The sequence below is a fragment of the Roseovarius carneus genome (assembly GCF_020141465.1).
GTDB classification, from domain to species: domain Bacteria; phylum Pseudomonadota; class Alphaproteobacteria; order Rhodobacterales; family Rhodobacteraceae; genus Roseovarius; species Roseovarius carneus.
Window position 1 is genome coordinate 2,379,757 of the sequence record NZ_JAHSPD010000001.1, and the last position, 19,964, is coordinate 2,399,720.

Genomic DNA, 19,964 nt, shown 5'->3' on the forward strand with positions numbered 1-19,964 from the left:
GCCACCTATGAAAACGCAGAACGGCGCCTCCATATGGGGCGCCGTTTTTCGTTGGGTGCAGACGTTTGGCTTAGCGGGGCAGAGGGCCGATGATCATGATCATCTGGCGGCCTTCCATCTTCGGCATGTTCTCAATCTTGCCGGTGCCTTCGACGTCTTTGGCAACACGCTCAAGCAGGTTGCGTCCCAGATCCTGGTGCGCCATCTCGCGGCCCCGGAAACGAAGGGTGATCTTTACCTTGTCGCCGTTTTCCAAAAACTTGAACACGTTGCGCATTTTCACATCGTAATCATTGGTGTCGGTGTTGGGGCGGAACTTCACCTCCTTCACCTCGATGATCTTTTGCTTCTTGCGGGCCTCGGACTCGCGCTTTTGCTGTTCGTATTTGTACTTGCCGTAGTCCATGATCTTGCACACGGGGGGCGATGCATTTGGCGAAATCTCAACAAGGTCGAGACCGGCCTCATCGGCCATTTCCATTGCGCGGCGTGACGACACCACCCCGACATTTTCACCATCTGCGCCAATCAGGCGAAGCTCCTCATCGCGAATACGGTCGTTGACGCGGGGGCCTGTGTCGCGCTGCGGGGGCGCGTTGTGCGGTCTGCGGGCTATGGCTTTGATCCTTTGATTGTTAAGGCCTTCATCTGAGACGGCAAGGTAACTGCGCGCGCAGGCCACTTCAAGGCGCAATATAGGCTGTTCTGCGCCGAGAGCCGTGATATTCCCCTTGCGCCTTGCTGTTGGCAGGGCCATTTGGGAGCCATGTAAAGCGGGAGCGCCCTTTGTGGGTCCAAAGCCCGCGCGTAAGAGGGGATAATGATATGAAAAACCTGATATGGGTTGTTGTTGCTGCCGGTGTTCTGATCGGTGGTTATGTTCTTGTGACCGGCAACTCGCCGACCGAGATTGTTGCAGAGCCCGAGCCAGAAGTGGCTGTTGAGGTTGAAGAGGCTGTTGATACGGCCGCAGAGGAAGCGGCCGCTGCCGCAGAGGCAGAAGCAGAGGCCGCAGCCGCAGAAGCTGCCGCACTTGAAGAAGCCGCAGCCGCCGAAGCCGAGGCCGCCGCTCAGGCAGCCGAGGAAGCCGCCGCCGCCGCAGAGGCAGAAGCTGCCGAAGCCGCAGCAGCACTGGAAGAAGCCGCAACAGAAGCCGAAGCCACTGCAACCGAAGCTGTCGAAGGCGCTGTGGATGCTGTGACCGACACAGCAAATGAGGCTGTTGAGGCGCTGGAAGGTGCGGTTGAAGGTGTGACGACGGACACGGCGACTGATACGGCCACTGACGCCGCAACAGATGCAGCCACAACCGCGACACCAGATGCGCTGACCGTTGGTGGGTTCGACATGAGCGCCGTGAGCGACATGATCGACGCCTCCAGCCTTGGTGATGTGCAAAAGATGGGCCTCAAGACGGCCCTTGAGCAGGCTGCAAACAATCCCGAAGTTCTCTCGGGCGTTCTGGACCAGGTGAAGACGGCCCTCGGCCTCTGATCCGGCCTCAGGTCAAAATCAAACCCGCGTAGGAGCACTCCTGCGCGGGTTTTTTGATGTCTGAACGTTACCTGAAAATCAGTCCAGAAAAGCCTTCTCGACCACGTAATGCTGCGGCTTCGAATTCGCGCCCTCAACCAGCCCATAGTCTTCAAAGAGGGCTTTGAGTTCCAGATTGAAGGCCATGTTCCCGCAGATCATCGCGCGGTCCGTCTCCGGGCTGAGCGCGGGCACACCGAGATCGGTGAAAAGATCGCCAGAGCGCATCAGATCAGTGATCCGGCCCATCTTGGGGCTCTCTTCGCGGGTGGTGGTGGGGTAATAGCGGATCTTATCTGCAAAGCCTTCGCCGATAAGCTCGGCCAGCATCTCATCATTGCGAATCTCGTCGATCAGTTTTGCACCATACGTCAGCTCACCCACTTCGCGGCAGGTATGGGTGATGATCACCTCGTCGTAATCCTCGTAAGTCTGCGGATCACGAAGGAGCGATGCAAACGGCGCAAAGCCCGTGCCCGTGGCGAAAAACCAGATGCGTTTGCCGGGCAGAAGTGCGTCATGGACGAGCGTGCCCACGGGTTTGGGGCGCAGGATGATCTCATCACCGGGCTGAATATGTTGCAGCTTGGACGTGAGCGGGCCGTCCTGCACCTTGATGGAGTAAAACTCCAACTCATCATCCCAGCTGGGCGAGGCGATTGAATAGGCGCGCAGCAGCGGCTTTTGCTTGCCCGTCTCTGGGTTGGGATCGCCCATCAAGCCAATCATCACAAACTCGCCCGAGCGAAAGCGCAAGGACGCAGGCCGCGTCACTCGGAAGGAAAAGAGCCGGTCCGTCCAATGGGTCACTTCCGTCACGCGTTGTGCATCGGGCAGGGTGGGGGTGGCTTTGGCAGCGGATTGCGTCACGGGTGATATCTCATTCATAAGGTATTTGGGCCGATGCATATCACCGGCCCCTCCTTTTAGGCTTTGACAGAGGTCAGATAAAGGGGGCAATCAGCCGCGAAGGCGGGTCTGATAGTCATGGCTGCGCCAATCGGCCCGCGCCATCCATTGATCCTCGGGCTGCCGCGCGGCGAGATCGTCGGAAATCTCCACCTCATCAAAGCCCGCGCGCCGCGCCATGCTGTATTGATCCGCAATGACATGCCCGCGTGCACGCAGACGGCCCTGATACCCCATCAGCCGTAATTGCCGCGCAATGGTGAAGCCGCGCCCATCGGCAAAGCTCGGGAAATCAACGCGGATAAGCGGAACCTCCGGCAAGCGCCCGGCAAGCTCCAGCGGATCGGCGGAGGAGGGCAGGTCGATCCCGATCCCGTCATGCGCATCGTTGAGCGCCGCAATCGGCGTGGTCCAGTCATCGGGCGCGAAGCCCTGATCCGTCACGAGAATGCTCATGCGGTTTCTCCTTGTTGGGGTTGCGTGGTGTTTGGGGGCCGGACGATCCGTCCGTTCTCGATATGGATGCCGCATTCGGATTGCGCCTGCCCGCGCCAGCGGCCCGCGCGCGGGTCCTCGCCGGGGGCGACGGGCGAGGTGCAGGGCGAACAGCCGATGGACGGATAGCCCTTGGCAACCAGCGGATGCCGGGGCAGGCGGTTTTCTTCCATATAGGTGCGCACATCTTCGGGGCGCCAATGGGCCAGCGGGTTGACCTTCATCCGGCCCGAGGGCTTTTCGACCTCGAAAAAATCGAGCGCAATGCGCGCGCCGCCCTGAAACCGTTTGCGCCCGGTGATCCAACCGTCATAGCCCTTGAGCGCGGCCTCCAGCGGTACGGATTTGCGCAAGGCGCAGCAGGCGGTGGGATTGGTCTTGTGAAGCGTGCCATCCGGGTCTTGGGCCGTAATGTCCTTGGCGCCTGCACGGATGATATGCAGCGACTTGAGGCCCAGCCGCTCGGCCAGTTCCTGTTGGTAGACCAGCGTCTCTGTGAAGAGCATTTCAGTGTCGATGAACAAGACAGGCGTGGCGCGGTCAATCACCGACACCATATGCAAAAGCACCACCGATTCCGCCCCAAAGCTGGAGACAAGCGCCAGCCGCCCGGTTTCGGGTGCGCGCAGGGCATGGGTCAGAACCTCCTGCGCCGCATGCAGGCGATACCAGTCGTTGAGCGCGCCAGCACGTGTGCCCGCCAGCGCGTCCTGCGTGGCCTCATTCGGCTGCATAGGACGCGGCCTCATCGTAAAGTGCGGCTTTGAACGGAGCCATGCCAAGACGCTGATAGGTGGCGAGGAAGGTCTCCTCCGGCCCGTTGCGCTCAGCCAGATAGGCGTAGACGATCCGCTCGATCGCGGGCAGCAGCTCTTCTGCGGCAAAGCCGGGGCCGGTGCGGTCGCCCACGCGCGCATCTTCGCGGTGATCGCCGCCAAGGGTGATCTGGTAGCTCTCAACGCCTGCACGATCGAGGCCGAGGATGCCGATATGGCCCACATGGTGATGCCCGCAGGCATTGATGCAGCCCGATATCTTGATCTTTATCTCGCCGATTTCATGCTCCAACTTCAGCTCGTCAAACCGCAGCGCAATCTCTTGGGCAATCGGGATCGAGCGGGCGGTGGCCAGCGCGCAGTAATCCATGCCAGGGCAGGCGATGATGTCGGAGATAAGCCCGATGTTCGCTGTGCCCAGCCCCGCCTCGCGCAGCGCCGTATAGAGCGCGGGCAGATCAGATTTGTGAACATGGGGCAGGATCACGTTCTGCTCATGGCTTATGCGCAGCTCGTCATGGCCATACCGCTCGGCAAGGTCGGCCATGAGGCGCATCTGGTCCGCCGTAGCGTCCCCCGGTGTCGCACCATGGGCCTTGAGGCTGATCGTGACGATGGCATAGTCCGGTTTTTTGTGCGCGGCCAGATTGGTGTCGGCAAAGGCGCGGAAACCGGGATTGTCCGCGTAAGCGGCGGTGTAATGATGCACCGGGCCGCTGCGAAAAGTTGGGGCGGCAAACTGTGCACGGATACCGTCCAGCATGGTTTGGTCCACCCCGCTGAACGTGGGTTTGATCAGCGCAAAGGTCGCGTCAACACGGGCGCGGATATCCTCGATCCCGTGCTCATGCACGGTGATCTTGATGCGCGATTTATACTTGTTGTCGCGCCGCCCGAGCAGGTTCCAGACCGCAACTGTTGCCTCGATATAGGGCAGCAAGTCCGCCTCGGGCAGGAATTCGGCCAGCACTTTGCCGATCATCGGCGTGCGGCCAAGGCCACCACCGACCAGCACCTGATAGCCAATCTCGCCGTCCCGCTCCACGATGCGCAGCCCGATATCATGGGCTGCTGTCACGGCGCGGTCATTGGGGCTGCCGGTGACGGCCACCTTGAATTTGCGCGGCAGGAACTGAAACTCCGGATGGTCGGTCGACCATTGGCGGATCAGCTCGGCCACGGGGCGCGGATCGGCGATCTCATCTGCGGCCGCACCTGCGAAATGGTCGGCTGTTACGTTGCGGATCGTGTTGCCGCTCGTTTGGATCGCGTGCATCTCCACCTCGGCCAGCGCGTCGAGGATATCTGGGACATCGCGCAGCTCGGGCCAGTTATATTGGATGTTCTGCCGCGTGGTGAAATGGCCATAGCCCTTGTCCCACCGCTCCGCGATCATCGCCAATGTGCGCATCTGGCGGCTGTTCAACGTGCCATAAGGGATCGCCACGCGGAGCATATAGGCATGGAGTTGCAGATAAAGCCCGTTCATCAGGCGCAGGGGCTTGAACTCATCCTCGGTGAGGCTGCCATCAATCCGGCGCTCCACTTGGGCGCGGAACTGCGCGTTGCGCTCGGCGATGAATGCGCTGTCAAACTCATTATAGCTATACATTACGCGCGCTCCGCTTGCTTGCCATGATTGTAATTCGACGGGCCCGTGCGGCGAAAATCCTCGCGGAAATGCGTGGGCTCGGGGCCGTTATCCGTGGGCGTCATATCGGCGAGGTAGACGCCGACCACTGTGTTGGCCTGCGCTTGTGCGTCGAGAAGGCGCAGCTCCGCATCGGCCTCATCGGTGAGAATTTCGGCCTCAGCGAGGTGCCGTGTCCATATGCCGGCCTCCGTGAGGTAGACGACATCCCCCTCCAGAAGGGCGTTGGCGGTGATCACTTTTGGGGTAAAGTCGCGTGGCATCAGGCGGTTTCCTTCAGCATTGTGAGATTGGGCAGCGGTGCAATGCCGGGGATGACGAGCGCGTCGATCCCGGCGCTGCGCAGGGCTGCGAGGGTTGCAGGCGCGGGGGGCGTGGCCGAGAGGGCGAGGATATGAGTGCCCTCAGCCGCGGCTTGGGTCATATGCGCAGCATCAGAGAGCGGCCCGAACGCCGCCTCGCGGCGGGCCAATTCGAGGATTGCCCCCGCAATCTCAGGTCCGTGCAGGACCAAATCGGCCTCATGCAACGCGTTGCGGGTTTTGAGCGGCAAAAGCTCAGGATCGGCGGCGGCGGCAATGGCGAAGGTAACGCGGCCTTTGCCGCTTTGAGCAGTGAGATGCGATTGCAGCTGTTGATCCAGAACCTGATGCAAATCCACCGCCTCGTCGCGGTCCAGCGCATCGGGGCCCTTGGTGAAGAAAAACTCCGTCCAGAAGGCCCGGCGCGCGCGGCCCATGGGCAGCGCCTCGGCCATGCGGCGAAAGCCTTTGGCGGCGCGGGCAAGGGGGCCGAGACGTGCAGGCAGCATCGCCTCGATATCGGCCTTGATCGCGCGGGCCAGCACCGGCGCTGTGCCCTCGGTGCCGATGGCGATGGTCACCGGATCACGGTCAACGATGGCAGGGGTAATGAATTGGCTATCGGCGAGGTTGTCCACGATATTGGTGAGCGCGCCGTCGCGCCGGGCCAGATGCACGGTGCGCGCATCCTCGGCTGCATCCTCATCGGCGGCATAAAAGAGAGCGGCGCACAGGGCATCGCCGGGGTCCATCGCGCGGCGGATGATCCGCAGGCGGCCCTCGGCCTCCCATGTCACGATCTGGGCGTCGGGCGTGGGGGCAAAAACGGTCAGGTGCGCTTCGGTCTTCATCAAGAGGCGAAGTTTGGCCATCGCCGCATCCCCGCCACCCGACAAGATCACGCGGCGCCCGGCAAGGGCCATGAAGATCGGAAAATGTTGCATGGACCTGCCTCCGGCTTGGTTGACGTTGGATGTAATATAGAATTTATTCCCCCCTGAGCGCCATATAGCGCGATGATTAAGGACGTTCGTTCCAACCGCGTGACTGCGACGGGGCGATGTTCCAGCAAAAAGGAATATGCGGAATGTCTGTTCGCATCGACGATCTGGATCGGAAAATCCTGCGCGAGTTGCAACGCGATGGGGGCCAATCCCTCGATGATATTGCCAAGTTGGTGGGAAGCTCGAAGACGCCTGTGTGGAACCGGATTCGCAAACTGCGCGAGGCGGGCGTGATCCGCCATCAGACCTATCTTCTGGACGCCGAGGCGCTCGGGTTTGAGGCGTGTTTTTTCGTTCTCATCCGCACGTCCGAGCATGATGCGGGCTGGCAGCAGACGTTTCTAAAGGCCCTGCAAGACAGGCCTGAGGTGCAAGAAGCGCACAGGCTCGCGGGCGATATCGACTATATTCTAAAGGTGCGGGTCGCCAATGCGCGCGCCTATGACACGTTCTACCAAGCGCTGATTTCCGAGGTGAAAGTGCATAATGTAACGGCGCTCTTGTCGATGGAGGAGATCAAATCGACCACAATCCTGCCGCTTGGGAAGAGTTAAAGAGCGGATTCCAAGGCGTTGATAATAGGCGAAAAATCTCTTGGGGTGAGGCTCCCGCCTCCCACAAGTGCGCCGTCCACATCGCCGATCCCGAATATCTCGGCGGCATTAGCGGGCTTAACCGAGCCACCATAGAGAAGGCGCATCCCATCCGCATCCGCAAACCGCGCGGCAAGGGTGGTGCGCATGAAGCCATGCACCTCGGCAATCTGCTCTGGCGTGGGCGTGAGGCCCGTGCCGATGGCCCAGCAGGGCTCATAGGCGATCACGCAATTCTGGGCCGTTGATGTGTCTGGGACCGACAGGGCAAGCTGCGCGCCGATGATATCAAGCGTATTCTCTGCCTCCCGCTGCGCCAGACTTTCGCCCACGCAGATCAGGGTCATGAGCCCCGTGGCCTGTGCCGCCTTCGCCTTGGCCCGCACAGTTTCGGAAGTTTCGCCGTAAGCTTCGCGCCGCTCGGAATGGCCCAGAATGACGGCGCTCGCCCCGGCATCGTGCAGCATTTCGGCGGAGATATCGCCTGTATGTGCGCCTGACGTCTCCGCGTGGCAATCCTGTCCCCCAATAGCGAGGGGGAAGGCCGCGACGGCCTCTACAGCTGCGGCCAGAAGCGTGGCGGGCGGGCAGATCAGGATGTCTACGGAGGGGGTCGTATGGGCGCGCGACAGGGCCTCAAGCGTGCCCAAAGCGGCGCGGGTGCCGTTCATCTTCCAATTTCCAGCCGCCAGTTTACGCCGCATATCGTCCCTCCGAATATCATGCGCGCAGTGTCTTGCATTGCGGCACGGCACGCAAGGCGTATTCGTTAAAACTGTTTTCTTATAAAGGTTTAAGGCGTGTTACGTTTCGGCAAACTTGATCGACTCACCGCACCCACACGCCTCTGTCACGTTGGGGTTGCGGAACTTGAAACCCGATTCTAGCAGCGCGACCTCATAGTCGATCTCAGTGCCGAAGAGAAACATCTGCGCCATCGGTGCGATCATCACACGCGCGCCAGCTTGCTCAACCACCTCATCCAGTGGATCGACCTCGGTTACGTAATCCATCGTATATTCCATGCCCGCGCAGCCGCCCTTTTTCACACCGATGCGCAAGCCTTGATGGCCGTTTTTCGTCATCAGCTTAGAGATTTGGGCCGCAGCCTTATCCGTCATGGTGACGGCCTGTTTTCCGGGAATTCCGAACATTATGGGCACCTCATTCGTCGCTAAGGGATCATACCCGTTTTGCGGCGATATCTCAAGATTTGCGCGAGGCACCGGGCGCTTTTCGGGCGCGCGGCGCTGCTATTACATGAAACCAAGCTCGAGCTTGGCCTCGTCGCTCATCATATCCATGCCCCAGGGTGGCTCCCAGACCAGCTCCACATCGACCTGTTTGATGCCCGCAATAGGCTCGATCGCGTCGGCAACCCAGCCGGGCATCTCGCCTGCCACGGGACAGCCGGGGGCGGTCAGGGTCATCGCGATTCTCACTGCGTTTTCATCATCAATATCAATCGTATAAATCAGACCAAGATCGTAGATATTGACTGGAATTTCTGGATCAAACACGGATTTGCACGCCTCGACCGCCTGCTCATAGAGCGGATGCTCGGTGCTGGACGGTGCGATGAGGGGGGCGCCCTCGAAAGGTTGGGGGTTTTCGGTCATGATCTATCCTGCGGTCTATTCTGAGTGAATATATAGGAATTATCCGGGCGCGCGTCTAGAGGTTGTGCAAGACCACGGCATAGGAGATTTGCGAGACTACAGGCTCAATCACCCTTACGGCGGCGGATCGGGGCAGGGCGGACCCGCGCTTCAATCGTCTCATAGAGCAGGCCCGCGATGTTTTTGCAGGTGGACCCTTCGATCCCTTCAAAGCCGGGTGAGGAGTTCACCTCCAGCACTTTCGGCCCCGTCTCCGAGCGCAACAGGTCCACCCCCGCGAGATTGAGGTTGAACGCCTTGGCCGCACGCAGCGCCGTGTCGCGCTCAACCTTGGTGATACGCACGGATGTCGCGCTGCCGCCACGGTGCAGGTTGGAGCGGAAATCGCCCTCGGCCCCGGTGCGCTTCATGGAGGCCACCACCTTGCCGCCAATCACCAGACAGCGGATATCCTCGCCTGCGGCTTCCTTCACGAAATCCTGCACCAGAAAGTTCGCCTTCAGCCCGCGGAACGCGTCGATCACGCTCTCGGCGGCCTTCTTTGTCTCGGCCAGCACAACGCCTTTGCCTTGCGTGCTCTCCAGCAGCTTCACGATCAGCGGCGCTGTCCCCACCAGCCCGATAAGGTTGCCAGTGTCGCGCGGGCTTGCCGCGAAGGCGGTGTTGGGCATGCCGATCTTGGCGCGCGCCATGATCTGATGAGCGTGCAGCTTGTCGCGGCTGGCCGTAAGCCCAACCGAGCCGTTGACGCACCATGTGCCAATCGTCTCAAACTGGCGGATGATGGCGGCACCGTAGGGTGTGATCGACGCGCCTATACGCGGGATCACGGCGTCGAACCGGGGCAGGCGTTTGCCGTCGTAATGGACTTCGGGGGCCATGGCATTGATGGCCATGTAGCAGCGCGTGGTGTCGATCACCTCAACCGTGTGGCCACGTTCCTCGCCCTCTTGGACAAGCCGCCGGGTGGAGTAGTTATCCTCCCGGCTCAGCACCGCAATGCGCAGCGCGCGGTCGGGTGCGGATTGGCGCATTTTGGCGGTGTGGTACACATCATAGCTCATTTCCGGTTGCAAGAACCGGTCGGTGGCCACGATGGAGATGTGATCCTTCAGCGCTTGTCGCCCCAAGAGCATCCGGCTCGCCATGGTGCCGCGATTGGTCAGGGTGATCTCAATGGGCCAAGTGTCGCCGCCTACTTCGAGAGCCGTCTCAATCACAAAGCGCGATTCCTTCTCGCCATTCGATGATGTGACGTCGCGCCGATCAATGATGGGCGCGGAGCACGCGATCACTAGATCATCGCGTCCCGGAATGGGATGGACGGTGAAGCGGACCTTGGGCTTGGACGCAGGGCCGAAGGTCTCGATGTCAAACGCATGAAGCGCGGATGTGCGCGCGCCTGTATCGACCTTGGCGCGCAGCGCGGGCACGCCGAGCGCGGGCAGTCCGATCCATTCTTCCCAGCCAAATTGCAGGGTCTGGGTCTCCGGGGTCTCGGACATGGGCGCGCGTCTCCTTGAGGCGATGCATTTCAGGTGTTTTGGTTCGGGTCGAGCCTATCAGCTTTGCCGCCCGGGGAATACCGGATGGCCTCGCGTGCTGTGTCTAGCTGTGTCACGCGGCGGTCTCTGTGCAACCTCAGCCGTTGATGTCATCCTTGAAGTGACGTACCTGCCCTTGGGGCAGTCGGAAGGCGCGGCGCAGGCCGATCCATGCCAGAAGCGACAGAACAGCAAAGAGCACCAGAAGAGCCGCGAGGCCAGGGGCAAAGCCCAAAATAAGCACGAGGGCAACCACGGCCGCGCCAATCGCGAAGCCAAGAAAGATAAAGCCCGGTACCAAAAGCTCAACCACAGCGAAGATCAGCCCGGCAGCCCCCCAAACCCACCAAAGCTCCAAAAGGGCGGTCATCCTCTCCCCTTCAGCATTTTGAACGCATCACCAAAGGCTTCGAGCGCATTGGCGGGCACCACGATCGTGGACGAGCCCGGACTGCTCCCCAGCTTGTTGAGCGCTTCGACCTGCTTGAGCGCCACTTGGTATTGCGCCGCCTCCAGCCCGTTATCGGCAATCGCCTGCGCCACAACGGAGGTCGCATAGGCCTCAGCATCAGCGGAGATCCGGCGGGCTTTGGCAATCTGCTCAGCCGCGTAAAGCTCCGCGTCGGCGTTGAGTTCAACGGCGCGTTTGCTGCCCTCGGCCTCGGTCACCTGGGCGCGACGGGCGCGCTCGGCGTTGAGCTGTTGCAGCATCGCGTCGCGGGTGGCCTGATCGAGGTTCACATCGAGGATTTCGGCGCGGGTCACTTCGATCCCCCAATTGTCTACCGCGTCCTCAACAGTTGCTTTGATCGTCTGGATCAGCTGCGAGCGGTTGGATTGCACCTCATCCAGATCCATCTTGCCCATCTCGGCGCGCACGATGCCCGCCACGGTGGTGGCAATCGCGCCGTCAATATCGCGGATGCGGTAGACGGTTTTTTCGGGCTGCACGATGCGATAAAAAACCGAGCTGTCGACCTGCACCAGCACGTTATCCTTGGTGATCGCGTCCTGACTGGCCGTGGGCAATTGCCGCTCAAGGATCGAGATTTTATGCGCGATCACATCAAGAAACGGCACGATGATGTTGATCCCCGGAGCCAGCACCGAATTAAGCCGCCCAAAGCGTTCGACCACATGTTGCTCGGATTGCGGGACAATCTTCACACCCTTCACGATCACAATGACGATCAATAGGAAAAGCAGCAGGTACAACAGGTTGGCGGAGAGCAAGTCGAGGAACAGGTCTTCGGTCATGGCAGGCCCCTTTGGCGTGGCAGTTTGTCTATATGTCAGGCTCATGCGAGGTTTTGCAAGTCGTGCTCATCCGGTTTATGGGGGCTGAAGATGTAAAACCCGTTGAAATACGCATTAAATACGAAAGTCAGAGCGATGGTTCAGAAGTTCAGCTTCACCCTTGAGGGCCAAGATGGGCGTGCGCGCACCGGCGTGATCGACACGCCGCGCGGCGCGATCCGGACGCCTGCGTTCATGCCCGTGGGCACCGCCGCAACCGTGAAGGCGATGCTGCCATCCTCTGTGGCCGAAACGGGCGCGGATATCTTGCTGGGCAATACCTATCACCTGATGCTGCGCCCCACGGCGGAGCGGATCGCGCAGCTTGGCGGGCTTCACAAATTCATGAATTGGGACAAGCCCATTTTGACCGATAGCGGCGGGTTTCAGGTGATGAGCCTTGCAGGATTGCGTAAGCTGACAGAAGCGGGTGTGACCTTCAAAAGCCATATAGACGGATCGAAACATGAACTGAGCCCTGAGCGGTCGATGGAGATCCAGAAGCTCTTGGGTTCGGACATTGTGATGTGTTTCGATGAATGCCCCGCGCTCCCCGCCGACCGGGCGCGGATCACCGAGAGCATGGAGTTGTCGATGCGTTGGGCGGCCCGCTCGCGGGATGCGTTTGGCGATCGCCCGGGATATGCGCTTTTCGGCATTCAGCAGGGGGGGCTTGAGGAGGATCTGCGCGCGCGCAGCGCCGAGGCTTTGCGGGCGATTGAGTTCGATGGCTACGCGGTTGGCGGGCTGGCGGTGGGCGAGGGGCAGGAGGCGATGTTCGGCTGTCTCGATTACGCGCCGGAGCAACTGCCCGAGGACAAGCCACGATACCTAATGGGCGTGGGCAAGCCCGACGATCTGGTGGGCGCGGTGGCGCGGGGCATTGATATGTTTGACTGCGTGCTGCCGTCCCGGTCGGGGCGGACGGGGCAGGTGTTTACCCGGCGTGGCGTGCTCAACATCAAAAACGCGCGGCATGCGGATGACCCGCGCCCGCTGGACGAGGACTGCACATGCCCCGCCTGCCGGGGCTATTCGCGCGCCTATCTGCACCACGTCTTTCGCAGTCAGGAAATGATCTCGGGCATGCTGCTCACTTGGCACAACCTGCATTACTACCAAGAGCTGATGGCGGGCATGCGCATGGCGATTGCGGCCGGCACGTTCGACGCGTTTCAGGCCAATTTCCACGCCCTGCGCGCCCAAGGCGATATTGAGCCGCTCTAGGGCCTGCCATACCGAGATGACGCTACGACATCCACTCAGGACACCCCGCCCATAACCCCGGATATTTTTAGCCATTTTGCGCCACATCTGGCCTTGCCGCCCGCCCCGCGCAAGGGCATGGTGCCTACCAATTGGTTGAAACATGTGGGCCACCGCCCCAAGTTAACCACATGATGATGGAGAGGGCATGGCTGCCGCCGAGCGGGGCCTGACCCTTTTGCCAAGAAAAAGCCAGGCCGCAGAGCCTTGGCCACGACAAAGGAAAGAGCATGCAAGAGCCCCTCAATTCCTCCTATCCGGTGTTGCCGCTGCGCGATATCGTGGTGTTCCCGCATATGATCGTGCCGCTCTTCGTGGGCCGCGAGAAATCGGTCCGCGCGCTGGAAGAGGTGATGGCAGATGACAAACAGATTCTTCTGAGCAGCCAGATTGATCCAAGCGAGGACGACCCGGATGCCAAGGGCATCTACAAGGCCGGTGTTCTGGCCAATGTGCTGCAACTGCTGAAATTGCCCGATGGAACCGTGAAGGTGCTGGTTGAGGGTGTCGCTCGGGTGCGGATCGCCGAATACCTTGAGAATGATCATTTCTTTGAGGCGCGGGCCGAGTATCTGACTGAGATGCCGGGTGATGTGGCAACGATCGAGGCGCTGCTTCGAACCGTAGCGACCGAGTTTGAGCGCTATGCAAAGGTCAAGAAAAACGTGCCTGAAGAGGCGCTTACCGCCGTCAGTGGATCCGAGGAGCCAGCAAGGCTTGCCGATCTTGTGGCCGGGCATCTGGGCATTGAGGTGGAGCAAAAGCAGGAGCTTTTGGAAACCCTCTCGGTGTCCGAGCGGCTGGAGAAGGTCTACGGCCTTATGCAGGGCGAGATGAGCGTTTTGCAGGTCGAGAAAAAGATAAAGACCCGCGTGAAAACGCAGATGGAACGCACCCAGCGTGAATATTATCTGAACGAGCAAATGAAGGCCATTCAGAAGGAGCTGGGCGATGGCGAAGAAGGCGAGGGCGAAATTGCCGAGCTGGAAAAACGTATTTCCGAGACCAAGCTGAGCAAGGAAGCGCGTGAGAAGGCCGATGCGGAGCTGAAAAAGCTCAAGAATATGAGCCCGATGAGCGCCGAGGCCACGGTTGTGCGCAACTATCTCGACTGGATGCTGTCGATCCCATGGGGCGTGAAATCCCGTGTGAAAAAAGACCTGAGCCGCGCCGAAAAGGTGCTGGACGACGATCATTACGGGCTTGAGAAGGTCAAGGAGCGCATTGTCGAGTATCTCGCAGTGCAGCAACGCTCGAAAAAGCTCAAAGGCCCGATCATGTGCCTTGTGGGCCCGCCCGGCGTGGGCAAAACCTCGCTTGGTAAATCCGTGGCCAAGGCAACGGGGCGCGAGTTTATCCGCATCTCGCTTGGCGGTGTGCGTGACGAATCCGAGATCCGGGGCCACCGGCGGACCTATATCGGCTCCATGCCCGGCAAGATCATTCAGGCGTTGAAAAAGGCCAAGACGACCAATCCGCTGATCCTCTTGGACGAGATCGACAAAATGGGGCAGGATTTCCGGGGCGACCCGGCGTCCGCCATGCTCGAAGTGCTTGATCCTGAACAGAACTCCACCTTTATGGATCACTATCTTGAGGTCGAATATGACCTCTCGAACGTGATGTTCCTGACCACATCAAACAGCTACAATATGCCCGGCCCACTGATGGACCGGATGGAGATCATTCCGCTGGCGGGTTACACCGAGGACGAAAAGCGTGAGATCGCCAAGCAGCATTTGCTGGACAAGCAAGTCAAGAACCACGGGTTGCGCAAGGGCGAATTTGAGCTGACCGATGCGGCTCTGACGGATATAATTCGTTATTACACCCGCGAAGCGGGCGTGCGGAACCTTGAGCGCGAGATTGCCAAAGTGGCGCGCAAGGCGGTCACGCAGATTATTAAGAAAACCGCCCAAGCCTTTGTTGTCAAACCTGAAAACCTCAGTGAATATCTGGGCGTGCGCAAGCATAAATTTGGGCTGGCCGAGGAAACCGATCAGGTCGGTGTGGTCACAGGGCTGGCCTATACATCCGTAGGCGGGGAGCTTTTGAATATCGAAGCGCTGCGCCTGCCGGGTAAGGGGCGGATGAAGACCACGGGCAAGCTGGGCGATGTGATGAAGGAGTCCATTGATGCGGCCTCCAGCTATGTCCGTTCGGTCGCGCCCAGCCTCGGAATCAAGCCGCCGCGCTTTGACAAGTGGGATATCCACGTCCACGTGCCCGAAGGGGCCACGCCAAAGGATGGCCCCTCCGCGGGTCTGGCCATGGTCACGTCCATCGTGTCCGTCCTCACGGGCATCCCGGTGCGCAAGGATATTGCCATGACGGGCGAGGTGACACTGCGCGGCAATGCGCTGCCCATCGGAGGATTGAAGGAGAAGCTTCTTGCGGCTCTGCGCGGAGGTATCAAGACGGTACTGATCCCGGCGGAGAACGAAAAGGATCTGGTGGAAATCCCCGACAACGTGAAAGAGGGGCTCAATATCATCCCGGTCACTCACGTGCAGGAAGTGCTAAAGCTGGCCTTGACGGGTATGCCCGAGCCCATCGAATGGGATCAGGACGCCGAAGAAGCCGCCGCAGCCGAAGCGGCATTGAAAACGGGCGGAGATGGATCGACCGCAGTGGCGCATTGATCAAAGCTTGAGTTGAAAAAGAAAGGGCCGCTCCGAACCGGGGCGGCCCTTTTTGTATGCCAAGGCGTTTCGCGAAAAACTCTAAAAAAGAGGCGTGCCAGGCCCCGTGCGGGCCAAATCGCTGAGCAAATCGCGATACATCGCCTCCGCCGCCTTGATCCGCCATTTGGGCAGGGCGCGGATTTCAACGCGGATGAGCGCCTCAAACGCCAAGAAGAACGGCAGGACCACCGCACGCTCCTCTTGGGTCAGCGCAAAGACCTCCGCAAAGGTCTTAAGCGCCGCAAGGTCCACGCCAAGCGCCCGCTGTCCCGAGGCCTCAATGCGCCGCCGCCCGATATGCATCACAAACCGCGCCATATCCTTATAAATGGGCATCCGTGTGGAGCCGCCAAGGTCGATTCCGGTGATCCGCGCGCCGTCCACGATCAGGTTGTTTGGGTGAAAGTCGCCGTGGGAAATCGCGGTGCGCCAGAGCGCGCCTTCGATATGGGGGCCAAGGCGTTCCATTTGCTCAAGGATTTGCACCTCCAGCGCGCGCAAGGCGGGGAAGGGCTGTTTCTCGGATGCGGCCCGCGCGCGGCGCACCCATCCTGCCGTGCCTGCCACGCGCGGTGCGTCTGTCATCGCGGTGGATTGGCGTAACCAGCGGGCGGCGGGTGCGAAAAACGCTACACGCTCAGCCGCCTCAAGCCGCCGCATCAGCGTGAGCATCGGGGTGCCTGGCACCCGTTCAAGCACGATCACGCCAGCGCCAGTGTTGGCATAGACAGGCTCTGCAATGCGCAGATCGCCCTCGGCCATATAAGGCCAGAGGCGCTCTATCTCGGCCCATTCGCGGGCGGGCGCGCCCTCTTCGGGGCGATAATTCAGACGAAAAACCACGTCACGCCCCTCAAACACGCCCTCGAAAATCGCGCGCTTCCCGGCCACGTTGCGGATCAGATCACCCGGCTCAGCGGCGGCCAGGCGCGGGTCCTGCTGGCCCACAACATGAAGCCGCTCGGCGATTTCCATCAGCGCGTCAAAATTGGGGATTGGTGCGTCAGTCATACCCTTTGATGCGGGCCGAAGCCCCACAGGTCAACCGAATTGAACTGCGAATTGAACATGGCGTGCGCGCGCCCTATGGTGAGGGCCGAAAACTGCCTCAAGGATGCGTGACATGCCCCAAACCCCCGACGATACGCCCGTAGCCGAAATGAGCTTTGAAGCGGCCATGGCCGAACTGGAGCAGGTTGTGGCCAAGCTGGAGCGCGGCGATGTGGCGCTCGATGCGTCGATCACGCTCTATGAGCGCGGTGCGGAGCTGAAAAAGCGCTGTGAAGCGAAGCTGAAGGAGGCCGAGGAAAAGGTCGCGGCGATCACCCTTGGCCCAGATGGTGCGCCCACGGGCACAGCCCCTCTGGACGGCGCATAGGTGAGCGCCCAGCCGGTCCCGGATCAGGTCTCTGCCTGTCTGCACGCGGCGCTGGCCCCTTTTGGGTCGCCCGCTGTCGCGCAGGCCATGCGCTATGCGGTGGAGGGGGGTAAGCGTATCCGGGCGCAATTGGTGATGGAGAGCGCGCGGATGCACGATGTGCCCGACACTGCCTCGGTCTTTCCCGCCGCCGCGATCGAGGCGCTGCATGCCTATAGCCTCGTGCATGATGATATGCCGTGTATGGACGATGACGCACAGCGGCGCGGACGGCCCACGGTGCATGTGAAATGGGATGAGGTGACGGCCGTTCTGGCCGGGGACGCGCTGCAAAGCCTCGCGTTCGAGCTTGTGGCGCGCCCCGAGGTCGGATCGGGGGACGTGCGCGCAGAGCTTGCATTGAGCCTTGCGCGCGCGGCGGGCGGGCAGGGGATGGTTCTTGGGCAAGCGCTTGATATGGAGGCGGAAAGTGCACAAACACCGCTGACGATTGATCAGATCACAGCGATGCAGGCGGGCAAGACCGGCGCGTTGATTGAGTGGTCCGCCGCCGCCGGGGCGCGCCTTGCAGGGGCTGATCCTGCACCGTTCATCGCCTATGCCTCTGCCCTTGGCCTCGCGTTTCAGATCCGCGATGATCTGATTGACGCAACCGGCGATGCCGCACATGCGGGCAAGGCCGTGGGCAAGGATGCGGCGGCAGGCAAGGCCACGTTCGTGTCGCTTCTGGGCTTGGATGGGGCGAGATGCCGCGCAGCAGATCTGGTGGACCTCGCCTGTGATGCGCTAAATCCTTATGCAGAGCGCGCGGACCCGTTGCGCAAGATTGCCCGCTTCGTTATCGAGCGCACACGTTAAGAGTTTGGCCCCAGGGAGGGGCGTGAGAGCATGTCGAACCGCCCCGTCACACCGCTTCTGGATCAAGTCCAAAGCCCCGCTGATCTCAAACGGATGAGCGATGCGCAGCTGCGCACGCTGGCCCATGAGCTGCGCGCCGAGACGGTCAGTGCTGTGAGCGAGACGGGCGGGCATCTGGGCGCGGGCCTTGGGGTGGTGGAACTGACCGTGGCGCTTCATGCGGTGTTCGATGCGCCGAAAGACAAGATCATCTGGGACGTAAGCCACCAGTGCTATCCGCATAAAATCCTCACCGGGCGGCGCGACCGTATCCGCACATTGCGCCAGAAAGACGGGCTGAGCGGGTTCACCAAACGCTCGGAGAGCCCATATGATCCGTTTGGCGCAGCCCATAGCTCTACCTCCATCAGCGCGGCCTTGGGCTTTGCCGTGGCGCGCGATCTGGGCGGCGCGTCCGAGACCGGGCATGGCGATGCGATTGCGGTGATTGGCGACGGCGCGATGAGTGCGGGCATGGCGTTTGAAGCGCTCAATAATGCCGGGCATCTGGGCAAGCGGCTGATCGTGATCCTCAACGATAACGAGATGTCGATTGCACCGCCCGTGGGGGCGCTGTCGTCTTACCTCAGCAGGCTCTATGCCGAGGCCCCGTTTCAAGATCTCAAGGCCGCCGCAAAGGGTGCCGTGTCCTTCCTGCCGCCCCCCTTTCAGGAGGGCGCGCGCCGAGCCAAGGATATGCTCAAGGGGATGGCCGTGGGCAACACGCTCTTTGAAGAGCTTGGCTTCTCTTACATCGGGCCGATTGACGGGCATGATATGGACCAACTCCTGCCAGTTCTGCGCACAGTGCAGGCGCGTGCGACGGGGCCGATGCTCATTCATGTGCTGACCAAGAAGGGCAAGGGCTATGCGCCTGCTGAGGCAGCCCGCGACGGGGGCCATGCGACCGCGAAGTTTGATCTGGTGACGGGCAAGCAGTCCAAAGCCCCCTCCAACGCGCCCAGCTATACCTCCGTTTTCGCCCGCACCCTGACAGATATGGCCGCCAAGGATGACCGCATCTGCGCCGTGACCGCCGCCATGCCCGATGGTACGGGGCTGAACCTCTTTGCCGAGCGGTATCCCGGCCGTCTGTTTGACGTAGGGATCGCCGAACAGCACGCCGTAACATTCGCGGCGGGGCTTGCGGCGGGAGGGATGCGGCCCTTCTGCGCGCTTTACTCGACCTTCCTGCAACGCGGCTATGATCAGGTCGTGCATGATGTGGCCATTCAACGCCTGCCCGTGCGCTTTGCGATTGATCGCGCGGGGCTGGTGGGGGCGGATGGCGCGACCCATGCGGGCAGTTTCGATGTGGCTTTCCTCGCCAACTTACCGGGGATTGTGGTGATGGCCGCCGCCGATGAGGCAGAGCTTGTCCATATGGTCGCCACTGCCGCCGGGCATGACGAGGGGCCGATTGCGTTCCGCTATCCGCGCGGCGAAGGCGAGGGCGTCGAGATGCCCGAGCGCGGCGTCCCGCTTGAGATTGGCAAGGGACGGATGATCCAGCAAGGCGCGCGCGTGGCGCTTCTGAGCTTCGGCACCCGTCTGGGTGAGGTGCGCCGCGCGGCTGAGGCGCTGGCGGCCAAGGGGATCACGCCCACCATTGCCGATGCGCGTTTTGCCAAGCCGCTCGACCGTGAGATGATCCTTGCGCTCGCCGCCGGGCATGAGGCACTGATCACGATTGAGGAGGGTGCCGTCGGCGGCTTCGGCAGCCATGTGGCGCAGCTTTTGAGCGATGAGGGCGTGTTTGACACAGGGCTGAAATTCCGCTCCATGGTGCTGCCGGATATCTTTATTGATCAGGCGAGCGCGGCGGATATGTACCGGGTCGCGGGGCTTGATGCGGCACAGATCGAGGCCAAGGTGCTCGACGTCCTTGGCGTGGCGCAATTGGCGGACAAACGCGCGTAATTGCGTGGTTTGTGAAACTTATCCACAGCTTTATCCACAGAAGTACCGAGAATAGCTGTATTTGTGGCAGCCCCTTGGCAGGCACGCGTAGATGATT

Annotated in this window: 21 protein-coding genes; 7 read left to right on the forward strand and 14 right to left on the reverse strand. The window is 61.0% G+C overall.

Annotated features, from left to right (window positions below; all coding sequences use genetic code 11):
- Positions 1–70: 70 nt before the first annotated feature.
- Positions 71–757, reverse strand: coding sequence for a translation initiation factor IF-3 (gene infC / locus KUD11_RS11850; RefSeq protein ID WP_109384522.1), 687 nt, complete (start codon positions 755–757; stop codon positions 71–73).
- Between the two features lie 68 nt (positions 758–825).
- Here infC and KUD11_RS11855 point away from each other — a divergent pair, with 68 nt between their 5' ends.
- Positions 826–1,494 (forward strand): translation initiation factor 3, encoded by a 669-nt coding sequence (locus KUD11_RS11855; protein WP_181375255.1) that lies wholly within the window; start codon positions 826–828, stop codon positions 1,492–1,494.
- Between the two features lie 78 nt (positions 1,495–1,572).
- Here the strand turns inward: KUD11_RS11855 and KUD11_RS11860 are convergent, their stop codons facing one another.
- From KUD11_RS11860 to KUD11_RS11885, 6 genes are all read right to left on the reverse strand, one after another.
- Positions 1,573–2,421: a ferredoxin--NADP reductase gene (locus tag KUD11_RS11860; protein WP_109384521.1), complete on the reverse strand. Its 849-nt coding sequence runs from the start codon at positions 2,419–2,421 to the stop codon at positions 1,573–1,575.
- Positions 2,422–2,493: 72 nt separating this feature from the next.
- Entirely contained in the window at positions 2,494–2,898 is a 405-nt protein-coding gene (locus KUD11_RS11865) for a DUF934 domain-containing protein (protein WP_109384520.1), read from the reverse strand.
- The gene (locus KUD11_RS11870) at positions 2,895–3,671 is read right to left on the reverse strand and encodes a phosphoadenylyl-sulfate reductase (RefSeq protein WP_109384519.1); all 777 of its coding nucleotides are present in this window, start codon (positions 3,669–3,671) and stop codon (positions 2,895–2,897) included. The genes KUD11_RS11865 and KUD11_RS11870 overlap by 4 nt, the downstream gene beginning before the upstream one ends.
- Positions 3,658–5,325: a nitrite/sulfite reductase gene (locus KUD11_RS11875; RefSeq protein ID WP_109384518.1), complete on the reverse strand. Its 1,668-nt coding sequence runs from the start codon at positions 5,323–5,325 to the stop codon at positions 3,658–3,660. Before KUD11_RS11875 ends, KUD11_RS11870 begins: the two co-directional genes overlap by 14 nt.
- Positions 5,325–5,627: a DUF2849 domain-containing protein gene (locus tag KUD11_RS11880; protein WP_109384517.1), complete on the reverse strand. Its 303-nt coding sequence runs from the start codon at positions 5,625–5,627 to the stop codon at positions 5,325–5,327. Before KUD11_RS11880 ends, KUD11_RS11875 begins: the two co-directional genes overlap by 1 nt.
- A complete protein-coding gene (locus tag KUD11_RS11885) occupies positions 5,627–6,610 on the reverse strand; it encodes a siroheme synthase (RefSeq protein WP_109384516.1) in 984 nt (327 codons plus the stop codon). The genes KUD11_RS11880 and KUD11_RS11885 overlap by 1 nt, the downstream gene beginning before the upstream one ends.
- 143 nt (positions 6,611–6,753) lie before the next feature.
- Here KUD11_RS11885 and KUD11_RS11890 point away from each other — a divergent pair, with 143 nt between their 5' ends.
- Positions 6,754–7,224, forward strand: a complete 471-nt coding sequence (locus KUD11_RS11890; protein WP_109384515.1) for an Lrp/AsnC family transcriptional regulator — start codon at positions 6,754–6,756, stop codon at positions 7,222–7,224.
- Here KUD11_RS11890 and tpiA read toward each other — a convergent pair.
- From tpiA to KUD11_RS11920, 6 genes are all read right to left on the reverse strand, one after another.
- Positions 7,221–7,967, reverse strand: coding sequence for a triose-phosphate isomerase (tpiA, locus tag KUD11_RS11895; RefSeq protein ID WP_109384514.1), 747 nt, complete (start codon positions 7,965–7,967; stop codon positions 7,221–7,223). The genes KUD11_RS11890 and tpiA overlap by 4 nt on opposite strands.
- A gap of 99 nt (positions 7,968–8,066) precedes the next feature.
- Positions 8,067–8,417: a HesB/IscA family protein gene (locus tag KUD11_RS11900; protein ID WP_109384513.1), complete on the reverse strand. Its 351-nt coding sequence runs from the start codon at positions 8,415–8,417 to the stop codon at positions 8,067–8,069.
- A gap of 102 nt (positions 8,418–8,519) precedes the next feature.
- On the reverse strand, positions 8,520–8,882 hold the full coding sequence (locus KUD11_RS11905; RefSeq protein WP_109384512.1) for an SUF system Fe-S cluster assembly protein: 363 nt from the start codon (positions 8,880–8,882) through the stop codon (positions 8,520–8,522).
- 104 nt (positions 8,883–8,986) lie between these two features.
- The gene (rimK, locus tag KUD11_RS11910; RefSeq protein ID WP_109384511.1) at positions 8,987–10,387 is read right to left on the reverse strand and encodes a 30S ribosomal protein S6--L-glutamate ligase; all 1,401 of its coding nucleotides are present in this window, start codon (positions 10,385–10,387) and stop codon (positions 8,987–8,989) included.
- 136 nt (positions 10,388–10,523) lie between these two features.
- Positions 10,524–10,796, reverse strand: a complete 273-nt coding sequence (locus tag KUD11_RS11915) for an NfeD family protein (RefSeq protein WP_109384510.1) — start codon at positions 10,794–10,796, stop codon at positions 10,524–10,526.
- On the reverse strand, positions 10,793–11,683 hold the full coding sequence (locus KUD11_RS11920) for an SPFH domain-containing protein (RefSeq protein ID WP_109387885.1): 891 nt from the start codon (positions 11,681–11,683) through the stop codon (positions 10,793–10,795). Before KUD11_RS11920 ends, KUD11_RS11915 begins: the two co-directional genes overlap by 4 nt.
- Positions 11,684–11,818: 135 nt before the next feature.
- On the opposite strand from KUD11_RS11920, the gene tgt reads away from it, so the two are divergent.
- Positions 11,819–12,949, forward strand: coding sequence for a tRNA guanosine(34) transglycosylase Tgt (gene tgt / locus KUD11_RS11925; RefSeq protein ID WP_109384509.1), 1,131 nt, complete (start codon positions 11,819–11,821; stop codon positions 12,947–12,949).
- A gap of 269 nt (positions 12,950–13,218) precedes the next feature.
- A complete protein-coding gene (gene lon, locus KUD11_RS11930; RefSeq protein ID WP_109384508.1) occupies positions 13,219–15,630 on the forward strand; it encodes an endopeptidase La in 2,412 nt (803 codons plus the stop codon).
- A gap of 81 nt (positions 15,631–15,711) precedes the next feature.
- On the opposite strand, the gene KUD11_RS11935 is transcribed toward lon, so the two are convergent.
- Positions 15,712–16,683 (reverse strand): phosphotransferase, encoded by a 972-nt coding sequence (locus KUD11_RS11935; RefSeq protein ID WP_109384507.1) that lies wholly within the window; start codon positions 16,681–16,683, stop codon positions 15,712–15,714.
- A 112-nt stretch (positions 16,684–16,795) separates the two neighbouring features.
- On the opposite strand from KUD11_RS11935, the gene KUD11_RS11940 reads away from it, so the two are divergent.
- Genes KUD11_RS11940 through dxs form a run of 3 tightly spaced genes read left to right on the forward strand, consistent with a single transcriptional unit; the run spans position 16,796 to position 19,867 of the window.
- Positions 16,796–17,050 (forward strand): exodeoxyribonuclease VII small subunit, encoded by a 255-nt coding sequence (locus KUD11_RS11940; protein WP_109387883.1) that lies wholly within the window; start codon positions 16,796–16,798, stop codon positions 17,048–17,050.
- A 39-nt stretch (positions 17,051–17,089) separates the two neighbouring features.
- Positions 17,090–17,908 carry a polyprenyl synthetase family protein gene (locus KUD11_RS11945; RefSeq protein WP_224380305.1) on the forward strand — a complete coding sequence of 273 codons (819 nt, stop codon included), beginning with the start codon at positions 17,090–17,092 and terminating at the stop codon, positions 17,906–17,908.
- 30 nt (positions 17,909–17,938) lie between these two features.
- Positions 17,939–19,867 (forward strand): 1-deoxy-D-xylulose-5-phosphate synthase, encoded by a 1,929-nt coding sequence (dxs, locus tag KUD11_RS11950; protein WP_109384506.1) that lies wholly within the window; start codon positions 17,939–17,941, stop codon positions 19,865–19,867.
- Positions 19,868–19,964 lie beyond the last annotated feature (97 nt).